The following is a 14,495-nucleotide window of genomic DNA, read 5'->3' as shown; positions in this document are numbered from 1 at the left end:
TTTGATGGAAAAGGACGAGCATTTTATGCAAAGCGACAGTGCTAGCATTGATGATAATAATACGGATAAAAAACTAAGTGATATAACATATGCGCTAGATCAGTCTGCAATTGTTGCTATGACGAATCATTCTGGTGAAATAATTTATGTTAACGATTTATTTGTTAAAATCTCAAAGTACAGTGAAGTCGAATTACTTGGGAAAAATCATCGTATTATCAATTCAGGTTATCATAGTAAAGCCTTTTTTATAAATATGTGGCAAACGATAAGTCGTGGGCTAGTATGGCGTGGTGATATTTGTAATCGTGCAAAAGATGGTACGAAGTATTGGGTAGATACGACAATAGTTCCTTTTATAAATGAAATAGGCAAACCATATCAATACATTTCTATTCGGAGTGATATTACGCTTCAGAAGAAGTTAGAGGAAGAGCTTCGTAAAAGCATAGAGATTTATGGCTTAATTACAAGAAATGCTTCAGAATATATTTGTGTAGTAGACGAAGAAATGAAATATATGTATGTTTCTCCTTCACATACGGAAATACTTGGGTATGATATTAAACAGCTGTGCGGACATGATTTATGTTCAATTGTAGTTGCTGAAGACCAGTCAAGTGTAAGAAATAAATTAAATTTAGTAGCTAGTGGGGATAAGACCCATAATTCAATGCAGTTTCGTATTAGTGATGCGCTTGGGAAAACTATTTATATGGAGACATCTATTAATTTAGTTCAGGAACCTGGTAAATATAATGGAAAAGTCATACTTGTCATGCGGGATATTACAACGCGTAAGGAATCAGAAAGAATGATAAATAACTTACTGTATAATGATCAGTTGACGGAATTACTTAACAGAACATCGTTGCGGAAGAAAATTTATGAAGAAATGGAATGGGCAAAGCAAAATAATTCTAAATTAGGCTTTGTTTATTTAAATATAGATCGTCTTCGTTATGTGAACGTCTCATTTGGCCATGATGCTGGGGATTATGTATTATCAGTTGTTGCTAAAAGATTGAAGGAGGTCCTGCGCTATGACGATTCGGTGGGCAGGATTGATGGAGATGAATTTGCATTTGTTTTACGAGATATTGAAGATGCTGCTCACGCTATGGAAATTACAGAAGAAGTACAAAGTTACCTTGAAGAACCAATAGAATTAGCAGGTCAACAATATATATTATCCACAAGTTGTGGGATAGCAATTTTTCCAGAACATGCTAGCGACCCTTCAGAACTTGGGGTAAAAGCAGAGAAAGCACTTCAGGACACGAAGGCGCATGGTGGTAATGGATATAAGATATATCAGCACGGTACTGCAAAGAAAACATTGGAAAGGATACTTTTGGAAAATGAATTACGAAAAAGTGTTAAACTTGGTCATTTCACGCTCGATTACCAACCTCAAGTTAATCTTGCGAGTGGTGAAATGGTAGGTGTGGAGGCTCTTGTTCGTTGGAACCATCCTGATTTAGGAAGAATAAGACCCGATAAATTTATTCCTGTCGCTGAAGAAACAAAAATTATTATACCGCTTGGTGAATGGATTTTACGTGAAGCGTTTAAGCAGGCGAAGTATTGGCAGGGTAGTGGTTATTTATTTACAATGTCTGTAAATATTTCGGCAATCCAATTAGAGGAACCGTCATTCCTTACATTCATTAAAAACATATTAAATGAGTATGATGTTAAGCCGGAACTGATTGACTTTGAGTTGACTGAAAGTGCGTTTGCGGATAGGGAAGGTATAATGGATAAGATTATGAGTATTAAAGAACTTGGTATTACGGTTTCTATCGATGACTTTGGTACAGGATATAGTTCGTTTAGCTATATTAAAGAGTTGCCTGCGGATACGCTTAAGATTGATATGTCTTTTATACGGGATATTCATATAAATGAAGAAAGTCTTGCGATAGTTAAAGCGATTTTATTCGTAGCGAAAACGGTTGGCTTAAATGTTGTTGCTGAAGGTATTGAAATGAAGGAACAAGTTGATATATTGGTAGCAAATGGCTGTCAAATAGGACAAGGGTATTTATTCAGTAAACCGACGCGACCCGAGGAATGTGAGAAGACTTTCAAAAATACATATTTAAATAAAGGAGGACGTTCTATATGAAGAAGTTAGAAGTTACAGTTATTGGCGTGCCTATGGATCTTGGACAAAGTCGGCGTGGTGTTGATATGGGGCCCAGTGCGATTAGGTACGCGGGGTTAGTTGCAAGGCTAGAGGCGATTGGGCACAAAGTGAAAGATGAAGGAAATATTCCTGTTGATGCTATCAGATGTACAGAGCCTGAGGAGTTAAACTTGAAAAACTTAAAGGAAGTTTTAAAATCGAACACGTTGTTAGCTGAGAAGGTAGCGGATGTTATAAAGGGTGAAAGTTTTCCGCTTATATTAGGCGGAGATCACAGTATTGCGATTGGTACGTTAGCAGGACTTTCAAATAAATATAGCAATTTAGGCGTGATTTGGTACGATGCACACGCTGATATGAATACGAGTGAAACTTCTCCTTCGGGCAATATTCATGGTATGCCGCTTGCTGTAAGCATAGGTCTAGGCGATGAGCGTTTAGTAAATATATATAAAGAAGGAAGGAAAGTTAAGCCTGAAAACATTGTAATCATTGGTGCGCGCTCTGTAGATCCGGGGGAACGTCTTTTGATTAAAGAGCGAGGTATAAAAGTTTATACGATGCATGAAATTGACAGAAATGGCATGTCGGCGGTTATGGAAGATGCGATTTCCTACTTGGCGTCCAAAGAAGTTGATGGTGTTCATTTATCGCTTGATTTAGATGGGCTAGATCCGCTTTATACCCCAGGAGTCGGGACGCCGGTTCAGGGAGGGATTAGCTACCGCGAGAGCCACCTGGCAATGGAGATGCTTGAGGAGTCGGGTATTATTACATCAGCCGAGTTCGTAGAAGTAAATCCGATTTTAGATGAAAAAAATAAAACAGCTGATGTTGCAGTCGCACTAATGGGTTCGCTATTTGGTGAAAAATTAATTTAGTTTTAAAGTTGAGTCCATCTTTTAATTAGGAGATGGACTTTTTTCTATTTCTATAAAATTACCAAGTTTCTCAAATTAATATAAGTTCGAATATAGATTGTTAGAATTAAATGGTAAACGATGGTAAAGTTAATTTATATTTAAAATAAATGAAACCTGTTGATACCTTCACTCGTATAGAAGGAATAGCCGCATAGGGCGGAGGAGAATTTGCCATGGACGAGTTGATAAACAAAAAAATAAATGAGGTTATAAAAGGAAATCAGGATGCATTTGAAGAAATTGTAACCTTATTTCAACACCGCCTTTATCATGTGTGTTATAGAATGTTAAATAATCGCCAAGAAGCGGAAGACATCGCGCAAGAAGCTTTTGTCCGGGCTTATGTCAATATTCATACATTTGATCAGAGCCGAAAGTTTTCAACATGGTTATTTCGTATAGCAACGAATTTATGCATTGATCGAATACGGAAGAAAAAGCCTGACTATTATCTAGATGCAAATGTGCCAGGTACGGATGGTTTGACGATGTATTCAAAAATCGCTTCAGAGGATGAATTACCTGAAGATGAAATAGAGCGAATGGAAACGCAAAAAAGAATTCAGTATGAAATTAGCAGACTTTCAGATCGTTATCGATCGGTTATCATATTAAGATATATGGAAGAATTGCCGTTGCAAGAAATCAGTGACATTTTGGGATTACCACTTGGGACCGTGAAGACACGTGTCCACCGAGGGCGAGCAGCCCTTAGAAAACAGATGGGTAATTTGTAGGGAGGAAATTATTATGAATACCTGTCCAGAATATATCGTTGATTATATGCATGCGTATTTAGATTGTGAAATTAGTGAAGATGAGCAACGAGAATTGGATACGCACCTTGCTAGTTGTACTTTATGCAATGAAATAATGATTGAATTAACTGCCGCTACGGAACTTCTAGAGAGTGCAGATCCGATAAATGCACCTGAGCGATTTGTTGAAAATGTTATGGCGCGTTTACCAAAGGAGAAATCACAAGTCGGAGTTCATAGGTGGCTACGCAAGCATCCTATACTTGTTGCCGCTGCTATGTTCTTTATTTTGATGAGTGCATCTTTATTTTCGAACTACGGTGATGATCAACAATTTTCAGTGACTATGCAACCTGATTTAGTTATCGATAGTGGAACAGTCCTAGTTCCTGAAGGGGTCACAATAAAGGGTGATGTCATTGTGAAAAATGGTGAACTTAGAGTTGAAGGCGCAGTTGAGGGCGATATCACAGTTATTAACGGGTCAAAATATATGGCTTCCACAGCAGTAGTAACTGGGGAAAGTGAAGAAATTAATAAGGCTTTTGATTGGTTATGGTATAAAATGAAGACTACAATTAAGGATGTTTTTCCAAAGAAGCAACAAGAAGATTCGTTAGAGGAGTAGAACAAGCGACCGGAATTATCGCCATGAGCGTAACGGGTCGCTTTTCACACGTCTGAGGTAAGCATAGTGGAAGGTTGTTATGTTATACTAGATGCATATGAAACCGTTGATGAAGGTAGGCGAAGTACATGCCATTTGTAGAGAAAATAGTTGACCTCAGTCCGGTTGCAGCATTCATTAATATCGTGGATGTGCTTCTAGTCTGGTTTGTTTTTTATCAACTAATTAAAATTATTAAAGGAACGAAAGCTGTTCAGCTATTGAAAGGAATATTTGTCATTATAATCGTTCGTATTTTAACGGACTTTTTTGGACTTGATACTTTAAGATGGATGATGGAGCAAGTGCTTACTTGGGGATTCCTGGCAATTATTATTATCTTCCAGCCAGAGCTTCGTCGGGCACTTGAACAACTAGGTAGAGGTAGGCTTTTTGCGCGGACAATGTCGCAGGAAGAGGAAGAACGGGATCGTCTTGTAGAAGCATTATCTAAATCGGTTAACTATATGGCGAAACGTCGTATTGGCGCATTAATTTCCATTGAAAAAGAAACCGGTCTAAGTGAATATATTGAAACAGGTACACCGCTAAATTCTGTACTGACGTCTGAATTGCTTATTAATATTTTTATACCAAATACACCTTTACATGATGGAGCAGTAATTGTTCAGAAGAACAGAATTGAGGCGGCGGGCTGTTATTTACCGCTATCAGAAAGTCCATTTATTTCAAAAGAGCTTGGAACGAGGCATAGGGCTGCTCTTGGCCTAAGTGAGGTAACGGATGCAGTCACTATTATCGTCTCCGAAGAAACTGGTGCAATTAGCATTGCTTCAGATGGTGATATTAACAGAGATTTGACTATTGAAGAGTTTGAATTACGTTTACGTAAGGTTTGGTTTGGTGAAATACCGACTGACCAGCCGAGCACCTCTAGATGGAAATGGGGCGTGAAGAAAAATGGATAAGTTTATGGATAGCCCATGGTCTCTTCGTTTTACTGCCTTATTTCTTGCGATTATTTTATTCTTTTCTGTTAAAGCAGAAGATAGTAATCTAAATGGTAAAACGGTTGGAGATCAAATTGATACTATTCTAGAAGTCCCAGTAGAAATTTATTATGATGATGAAAATTTAGTTGTTACAGGTGTTCCTGAAACTGTAAATGTTAAAATTGAAGGTCCAATAAATATCGTGCAGACAACAAAGTTAATTAAAGACTTCACGTTATTCGTCGATTTGCGAACACTTACAATGGGTGAACATCATGTACAAATACAAAGTGAAAACATGTCTAATAAACTAGATGTTCGAATAGACCCTTCGACGATTGATGTTTTAATAGAAGAAAAAGTTACACAGACGTTTAAAGTGGAGCCAGAGTTAAATAAAAGATTAGCAGCAGATGGTTTTAATGTAGTAAATATGGAAGTTTCACCGTCTACGATTGAAATTACTGGTGCGAAAAGCATTATTGATTCAATTAGCTTTGTAAAAGCGACCGTGTCAGGGGAACAAGGATTTAGCAAATCATTTGAACAACAAGCAAAAATACGTGTATTAGACAGAGATTTAAATAAGTTAAATGTTGAACTTGAACCGCAAAGTGTTACTGTAAAAGTCGAAGTAGAAGAAAATAGCAAAGAAGTCCCAGTTTTATTAGAACAAGTGGGAACGACTGATGAGACGGTAGCTATTGAGTCTCTTACGACTGAGACGAAGTTTATAAAACTTTTTGGTCCAAATAGCGTTTTAGACGAAATTAAAGAGTTTAAAGTAAATGTGGATGTCTCTAAAATAAAAGGCTCAGAAAAGCTTGATGTTGAAATTAAGAAACCCAAAGGTGTGTCGTCACTTTCGACGAATGTCATAAAGGTAGATGTCAAAGCAACAACAACAGCAGCAACTGAAGATAGTGCAGAAGACGAAGCAGCAGAAGAAGAAATATCAAAAGTAGAAACTGAAGAACAGATAAAACCTGCATCTACAGTGGAATTTGATAATATTTCAGTTAACGTGATTGGTTTGAATCAACAGTTTAAAAGTACATTATTAAAACCAATAAACGGATTATTGAAGCTATCTGTTACGGCGAAAACTGATGTTATTAATAACTTGAAGAAATCGGACTTTACCATTTCTGTTGATGCAAACAGTGTCGTTGAAGAAGGGGAGATTATCCTCCCGGTATTGATAAAAGGTCCAGAGGATATAAAATGGACCATTTCAGATGATGAAGTAACATTGAAAATTGAGTTGGCATGAAGTTTTTATTACAACGTACAGGATTGAAGGAGAGATTGAATTGAAAAAGTATTTTGGCACTGATGGTATCCGTGGAATAGCAAACGAAGAATTGACGCCTGAATTAGCTTTTAGATTAGGTAGAATAGGAAGTCATATATTAACGAAAGAAACACAAAATAAACCACGGGTGCTTGTAGGTCGTGATACGCGTATTTCAGGTCATCTACTGGAAAACGCATTAATTGCTGGAGTATTATCAACAGGTGTAGAAGTTATGACATTAGGTGTAATTAGTACGCCTGGTGTCGCTTACTTGACGCGTGTAATGAATGCGGATGCTGGTGTAATGATTTCTGCTTCACATAACCCTGTTGAAGATAATGGTATTAAATTCTTTGGAGCAGACGGTTATAAGTTGACTGATGAGCAAGAATTGGAATTTGAACGTTTACTAAATGAACAAGAAGATACACTGCCACGACCAATAGGAGCAAATGTAGGATCGGTCACGGAATACTTTGAAGGTGGACAGAAGTACATCCAATACTTAAAACAGACCGTAGATGAGCAATTTACGGGTATACATGTTGCGCTAGACTGTGCGCATGGTGCGACTTCGACATTAGCGACCCATGTGTTTGCTGACTTGGATGCTGATTTATCAACTATGGGAGCTTCTCCTAATGGACTTAATATTAATGATCAAGTCGGTTCAACACACCCTGAGAAACTAGCTTCACTCGTAATTGAAAAAGGAGCTAATATTGGTCTAGCGTTTGATGGTGATGGAGATAGGCTTATTGCTGTCGATGAAAATGGTAAGATTGTTGATGGAGATCAGATTATGTTCATTATAGGCCGCTATTTACATTCGGAAGGCCGCTTGAAATCTGGAACAATTGTTTCAACAATTATGAGTAATTTAGGATTTTATAAAGCATTGGCAGAACACGGTATGAATAGTGTGAAAACCGCAGTTGGCGATAAACATGTTGTTGAGGAAATGAGAAAAGGAAATTATAACTTAGGCGGCGAGCAATCAGGCCATATTGTATTTCTTGACTATAATACGACAGGTGATGGACTTTTAACTGGACTTCAGCTGGTAAATATAATGAAATCAACGGGTAGAACGCTTTCTGATTTAGCGAGTGAAATGTCTATATTTCCACAAGAGTTAGTAAATGTACGTGTATCTGATAAAACCGCTGTAGCTGAAAATGCTGTGGTAGCAAAAGTTATTTCAGAAGTTGAAGAGGAAATGGCTGGAAATGGTCGGGTGTTAGTGAGACCTTCAGGTACTGAACCGCTTGTGCGCGTAATGGTTGAGGCTCCTAGTGCGGATGATTGTAAACGTCATGTAGAGCGTATTGTTGCAGTCGTTCAAGAGGAAATGGGACTAGATTAAGACTGTCTTAGTGAAGACCAAAATGCCCGTTTAATGGTATTTTTGGTCTTTTTTCATGTTAAATTTTTAGAAAGGAGCTATTGTGTTTATGGTTATAAATAAATATCAAGAGTTACTATATAAAAGAATCGAAAGAACTTTTTCTGAGTGGGACGAAAAAGAAAACATTTCCGAAAAGGAATTATATGAGTTTTTACATAAGTTAAAAGGAACTTCAGGGACAATCGGGTTAGAAATATTGTCTGCATTTTGTTCTTCCCAGTTAAATATATTATCCGAAGAAAACGAGAATTTAATTCCGACATCGACACTTGTTAAATTTAAGTTAAGAATCAGACAGTTTTTAGAAGGAATCGATGAAACAAGTGAACGAATTCTAGAGAATAAGGCTAATCTTAAGTTCGAAAAAGAAGTGTTTGTGCTAATTATCGATGATGATTTGGAATTTGTTTCTTATGTAAAAGAGTTGCTTGGAAATATGGGTGCACAAGTTGCAATTGCATTGAATGGAAAACGAGGGTTAGATATGTTTTATTCAATGCGTCCTAATATTATCCTGCTCGATTTACATCTACCTGACATGAGTGGATTTGAAATCCTGGATCAAATTGCGGATATTGCAAGAGCAAGACATGTTCCGATTGCAATCATGAGCGTAGATGATAGTAGAGATAACAGAATTAAATCATATGAAAGGGGAGCAATGGATTTTATTGCAAAACCTCTTGATACAGATGTTTTTATTTCTTACCTGTTTAATCGTGAAGCAACGAGAAAAATGATAGATGAATCGATAATAACAGATAGCTTAACTGGTGTTGGAAATCGTCGACATTTTGATGAAATGCTTCATTATTTATCAGAAAATGCGAATCGAGCTGGATCTGAATTTTCACTTGTTATGATTGATATCGATTTTTTTAAGAAAGTAAATGATCAATTTGGTCATCCTGCAGGTGATGAAGTCCTTAGAAAACTTGGAAGAATTGCTCTGAAAATGAAAAGAGAAACGGATCATGTTTTCCGGTACGGTGGCGAGGAATTCGCGTTACTAGTAACTGGTGGATGTGCTGAAGATGCATCAATACTTGTGGAAAGAATACGTTCAGAATTTAGTGAACTTATTTTTCGAGCAGGAGACCAACCCTTCCCGGTTCAATTCTCGGCGGGCATTGCAATGTATCAAGGAGATCCAACGCAATTAGTCTCTTCAGCAGATCAAGCTCTTTATTCTGCTAAACGGACTGGGCGCAATAAAACGGTTATTTATCAATCGGAAGTAGCGATATTGAAACGTAAGCTACATATTTTTATAGTTGACGATGATGTACTACTTCGAACAATACTTTTTGAAAAAGTATCCGAGTGGAAATTATCTAACGTCGATGTAATTGTGCACGCATTTTCAAATGGACCAGACTTTCTTGAAACAGATTGGTATAGTCCAGAAGAAAACTTCATCATTTTATTGGATGGAATTATGCCTAAAATGGACGGACTAGAAGTTTTGGGGCGATTAAAAAACGAATTCAATGAAAGTAACGTTATCATTGCGATGATGACTGCGCGTACTGGGGAGTCTGATATTAAAGCGGCCTTATGGCTTGGCGCAGATGATTATATAATGAAACCATTCAAACCATCAGATGCCTTAGCTCGTATTCAACAACTTTCGAATAGATTTTTTATCTAATTATTTAATTACGCCTGGTATTACCAACACTAGTAAATCCTAAGCATAGGTGAAAATATCTATTCTTTAAGAGGGAGTTTAGTTTCTCGCGCAGTTCAATAGAAAGTGAATTTCCACTCTTCCTATTTTCAATTATAGAAGTCTGGAACTTCTGCTGAATACAGATAAATTGAGTGTTGTGATGAGGAGGTAAGATTAATATGAAAAAGAAAAATATTTTAGTAGTAGATGATGAGGATATTTTGCGCATGCTCATTGTTGATACGTTTGAATTTGAAGGGTATTCTATTGATGAGGCGGAAGATGGTAGAGTAGGCTTTAAGAAAATTATAGAGTCGGATTATGATTTAATTATTCTTGACTATATGATGCCAGAATTAACTGGGATGGAAGTACTTGAGAAAATGAAATCATTAAATTTAAATATTCCGGTCATTATGTTGACTGCAAAAACACAACAAGCTGATCGAAATCTAGCCTATCAAAATGGTGCGAAGTATTTCATGCCAAAACCTTTTAGTCCAAATGCCCTTTTACAATTAGTCAATCAAATATTTGCAAAATAACAATAGGAAAAGCTGCTTTATGCATCGGATTAATCCGGAGCATAAAGCAGCTTTTTAGTTATTTGAAAAGTTATATGTTTGGGTAGGTGTGTAGATGTTACTGTTTTTCATTCAACGTTCATATATTAAAGGCTACCCTTAGAGATATTACATTACGAGCTAAATAGTTGCTTTCCTTTGGGTTTTATAAAGAAATAGACTACTTATTATTTTGTTTATGGGAAATCAACAGTTTTCTAAGAGAAAATAATTTTATTGGACTTTTTCAGCGGCTGTCGAGGCGCATTTACTATTGATAATACTAGAATCAATTACTGGGTATAAAATACGTCCATCAGTAGTATGCAAAACATCAATTATAGTCTCAGATAATTTGTGAGGTGGATATGGTTTTGTCATGTAATGATTGATGCTGAACTCTTTTAAAAGGTTATTCTGTTTATCTAGAGCAGATGAAATAATAATTGGAATATTTTTTGTCAATTTTTTATCTTTTAATTGTTTTACAAAATCCCAACCAGTTAGTTCTGTACTGAGTAATATATCAACAACAATACAGGCGGGAAGCGAATCTTTCACTGATTTCAATGCGGCGTCAACGCTGCATTGATAAGTTACGGAAAAACCTTTTGTTTTAAGTTCTTCCGCTAAGAGTAAGGCGATGCTTTCGTCATCTTCGACGATTAGTACAGTAGGTGAATTATTAGTCAGACTTTTACTGGATTCTATGTTTATTTGTAATGGTAAGGAAAAATAAACAGTCGTTCCTTTAGCAACAGCAGATTCAATCCAAATTTCACCTTCGTGACTCTCAATAATTTCTTTGCAAATCGCTAGCCCTAGACCAGTACCGCCTATTTTACTACTGTATCCACTGTCAAGCCGTTGAAACTTATCGAACATTTTAGCATTATTAATTTCTGGAATACCAATACCTTCATCACGAATTGAAACGATGATGTAGCTTGAATTCTTTGATAGGCCAATTATTATTGAACCGCCATCTGGAGAAAACTTTAATGCATTACTTAATAAATTTGTAAATACTTGCGATATCCTATCAGCGTCAGCTTGAACAAGCATATTGTTTGTATAGTCTACTATATTTATTGAGTGTAAATCACTAATTTGGAAACTTTCAACCATGTTCGTTGCTGTTTCTAAGAGAGATATTTCTGTCATATTATAGAGTTGATTTCCGTGTTCCATGCTTTGTAAATCCAAAAAGTCATTTATAAGATTTGTAAGTCTTTTGGCTTCCTTTTGAATCGTTTCTAAATAAAGTTTCTGACGACTAACATCAATATTTCTTGATAAAAGTAGTTCTGTAAAGCCAAGAATACTAGATAAAGGCGTTCGTAATTCGTGGCTAACCGTTGAAACAAGTTCAGTCTTCATCCGATCAATCTCGTGTTCTTGTGTAATATCACGATGAACGAAAATAGTACCTACTTTTTCGTCTTCCATAACAATGGGGACACTATAAACATCAATGACTCTTGGCAATTTACCAGGTATTGTGTAAGAGGTTTGTAATGTACCGCTAACTTCTGAATTAAGCGCATCTGTAAAAAATTGTTTTAGACTAGTAGGATCATTAACTTTATTTGACAGATAGTCAATCCATTTAGACTGGTCATTAGCTATACTTTTTAACACATTATCTAAATCTAGCATTCCTTTGAAAGCATGGTTTTTTCTTTCGATGACCCCTTTAATTGAAACAAACTGAATACCTTCATTTACATTATCAATCACATTTTTGTTAAGTAAACGTTCATGATTAGAACTTTCATATTGTTCTATACGGTCTACAACTAATGCAAACCGGTTGAGTAGGCCGAATATATCATGCATATCCTCTTTGGAAAATGGGCGTCCCACACGTGATATAGCTATTGCAGTACTAAATTGAGCATTGCTATTTTTTATTGCTGCGTAAAAGTCATATGCGTAATTAACAGAAGTCGAGATTCCTTTCTCATAGACAGCTTCACGTTTCACAGTAAAATAAGATTCCTTTTCAAGACGTACATTAATATAGTCTGCTTGTTTTTCTTTGAATTCAAAAAAAGCTTTACTAGTCATTCCTTTTATTGCGAATTCATCTGATTCGAATAGCCAAAATGCCCCTATATCAATTGAATAAACACTATCGAAGTAGTCTAACGCTGTATCGACTAGTTCTTGCTTATCTAAAGTGAATGATAATTTGTGGCTTAACCCGTTATAACGTTCCAAACGGATTTTAGCAAAACGTGCATCGCTTAAGGCACTTTCCATAATTGATTGATTTTTATATAACTCGTCTTGTTGCATAAGTAATTCTTCATTTTGGGCCGTCATCTCTTCTGTTTTTGATTGTATTGTCGTAATCATTTTTGAGAAGGAAGCGGAAAGTGCACCAATTTCATCAGTTCTTTCAATTGGACGAAATGTGAAATCTGCGCCGGCATGATATTTATCAGCTGTTGATTTCATTCTTTCAATTGGTACGATGAAATTACTAATAAATTGCCAAGTTGTAACTGTTACGACAGTTAGGAGAACTGCGCCAAAAAGAAAAAGAATGACTGAAAATATTCTTGATTGCTTCATGGTTTTTTCTAAAACGACATCTACTTTATCGTAGACGCGTTTTTCGTATTGCTTGGAATAAGCAATGAGTCGGTTAATTGTAGCGTTTGATCCATCTAGTGATAGTGCGCGTAGTGCTTTATAATCGTTATTTTCAACGAGTAATAGCGCGTTAGGTAAGATGGTCGATTCATAATTAATAAAGAATTTTTCCATTTCCTCTATTAGTTCGCGTTCTTCTTTACTTAGTGGAAGGGTACGCAGATTGTCGATTGCTTCGTGTACATGACCAATCTCTTTATAAGCAAGGTTTAATTCGTTTTCAATTTGAAATGCATAATAGCCCCTTACGCGAAAGAAAACTTGATTGAGAGAGGTCGCTAAATTGTCTATAGATCTTGCTTTTTCCAAAGATACTTCCTGCTCCTTTTTCAATTCGGACCATGACTTTTGCATATATATGTATGTAGCTAAGGAGAATGCAAGAGATAAAACCAAAGTGATAAACATGACTTTTAGATATTGGTGCCTAATACCCTTTCCACTCAAATTATTCGGCCTCTTTTCACTGTAAATATTAAGTATATTTTACCATATGGAACCAAAAAAGGTTATCTTCAATTTAGTAGATTCCGCTAAATTGAAGATAACCAATGAAAAACTTATATTCTTTAGTTAACCGAACCGCCCGTTAATATAATCTTCTGTCCGTTTATCGGTTGGATTACTAAATAAGACTGAAGTGCGGTCAGCTTCGACAATTTCACCATTTAGGAAAAAGGCAGTACGGTCTGAAATTCGGGAAGCTTGTTGCATATTATGCGTCACAATGGCGATTGTTACGTCGTTTTTAATCGAATCAATCAACTCTTCCACTTTATATGTGGAAACCGGATCAAGTGCAGACGTAGGTTCGTCCATGAGAATCACTTCTGGATCAACTGCTAAGCATCTAGCAATACAAAGTCGTTGTTGTTGACCTCCAGACAGTCCATACGCTGGTTTATGAAGTCGATCTTTCACTTCTTCCCAAAGTGCGGCTCTACGAAGACTATCTTCAACAATAGTTTCTAACAATGCTTTATTTCGTATACCATGTATTTTAGGGCCGAATGCTACATTTTCAAAAATGGATTTAGGGAAAGGGTTTGGTTTTTGAAAGACCATACCTACTTTTGACCGAAGCACCTCAACTGGCATGGAATTTCCAAAAATATTATTATCCATAAATGTAATGTTACCGGAAATATTAACGTCTTGGACCGTTTCTACCATCCGGTTTAATGTCTTGATATAAGTTGATTTTCCACATCCTGATGGCCCAATAATTGCAGTTACTTCTTTCTCATTAATCGACAGGTTTATGTTTTTAAGTGCGTGGCTGGAACCGTACCAAACGTTCAGGCTAGATGTTTCATAAACGGGTTTTTTCCAGTTTTCATTATTCATAACCCGTAGCTTTTGGTCAATATTTTTTCGGTCTACTAATAAAGTCATTGTTATCCTCCTAACAATTTTCGAGCAATACTACTATGTAAAGTAA

11 protein-coding genes are annotated in these 14,495 nt (G+C 36.3%); 9 read left to right on the top strand and 2 right to left on the bottom strand.

The window, feature by feature from the left end:
- The first annotated feature begins 4 nt into the window (after positions 1 to 4).
- The 9 genes from AC3RV6_RS17305 to AC3RV6_RS17265 all read left to right on the top strand — a co-directional run bounded on the left by AC3RV6_RS17305 (position 5) and on the right by AC3RV6_RS17265 (position 10,375).
- Positions 5 to 2,131: a sensor domain-containing protein gene (locus tag AC3RV6_RS17305; RefSeq protein ID WP_489747199.1), complete on the top strand. Its 2,127-nt coding sequence runs from the start codon at positions 5 to 7 to the stop codon at positions 2,129 to 2,131.
- Entirely contained in the window at positions 2,128 to 3,033 is a 906-nt protein-coding gene (gene rocF / locus AC3RV6_RS17300; protein ID WP_489747198.1) for an arginase, read from the top strand. Before AC3RV6_RS17305 ends, rocF begins: the two co-directional genes overlap by 4 nt.
- A 215-nt stretch (positions 3,034 to 3,248) precedes the next feature.
- A complete protein-coding gene (gene sigW, locus AC3RV6_RS17295) occupies positions 3,249 to 3,812 on the top strand; it encodes an RNA polymerase sigma factor SigW (protein ID WP_489747197.1) in 564 nt (187 codons plus the stop codon).
- A 13-nt stretch (positions 3,813 to 3,825) separates the two neighbouring features.
- A complete protein-coding gene (locus tag AC3RV6_RS17290; protein ID WP_489747196.1) occupies positions 3,826 to 4,461 on the top strand; it encodes a zf-HC2 domain-containing protein in 636 nt (211 codons plus the stop codon).
- 128 nt (positions 4,462 to 4,589) lie between these two features.
- Positions 4,590 to 5,429 (top strand): diadenylate cyclase CdaA, encoded by an 840-nt coding sequence (gene cdaA, locus AC3RV6_RS17285; RefSeq protein ID WP_489747195.1) that lies wholly within the window; start codon positions 4,590 to 4,592, stop codon positions 5,427 to 5,429.
- Positions 5,422 to 6,726, top strand: coding sequence for a CdaR family protein (locus AC3RV6_RS17280; RefSeq protein ID WP_489747194.1), 1,305 nt, complete (start codon positions 5,422 to 5,424; stop codon positions 6,724 to 6,726). Before cdaA ends, AC3RV6_RS17280 begins: the two co-directional genes overlap by 8 nt.
- A gap of 40 nt (positions 6,727 to 6,766) precedes the next feature.
- Positions 6,767 to 8,116, top strand: a complete 1,350-nt coding sequence (glmM, locus tag AC3RV6_RS17275) for a phosphoglucosamine mutase (protein ID WP_489747193.1) — start codon at positions 6,767 to 6,769, stop codon at positions 8,114 to 8,116.
- Between the two features lie 88 nt (positions 8,117 to 8,204).
- The gene (locus AC3RV6_RS17270; protein WP_489747192.1) at positions 8,205 to 9,809 is read left to right on the top strand and encodes a GGDEF domain-containing response regulator; all 1,605 of its coding nucleotides are present in this window, start codon (positions 8,205 to 8,207) and stop codon (positions 9,807 to 9,809) included.
- A gap of 200 nt (positions 9,810 to 10,009) precedes the next feature.
- A complete protein-coding gene (locus AC3RV6_RS17265; protein WP_489747191.1) occupies positions 10,010 to 10,375 on the top strand; it encodes a response regulator transcription factor in 366 nt (121 codons plus the stop codon).
- A gap of 252 nt (positions 10,376 to 10,627) precedes the next feature.
- Here the strand turns inward: AC3RV6_RS17265 and AC3RV6_RS17260 are convergent, their stop codons facing one another.
- Together AC3RV6_RS17260 and pstB are read right to left on the bottom strand one after the other, a co-directional pair.
- Complete coding sequence (locus AC3RV6_RS17260; RefSeq protein ID WP_489747190.1) at positions 10,628 to 13,363, bottom strand: ATP-binding protein; 2,736 nt, start codon at positions 13,361 to 13,363, stop codon at positions 10,628 to 10,630.
- Between the two features lie 264 nt (positions 13,364 to 13,627).
- On the bottom strand, positions 13,628 to 14,401 hold the full coding sequence (gene pstB / locus AC3RV6_RS17255) for a phosphate ABC transporter ATP-binding protein PstB (RefSeq protein ID WP_489749299.1): 774 nt from the start codon (positions 14,399 to 14,401) through the stop codon (positions 13,628 to 13,630).
- Positions 14,402 to 14,495: the final 94 nt, after the last annotated feature.

Source organism: Sporosarcina sp. So3-204 (assembly GCF_058068165.1).
The sequence above is the reverse complement of the archived record's forward strand: the minus strand, read 5'-3'. Positions and strand labels throughout refer to the sequence as shown.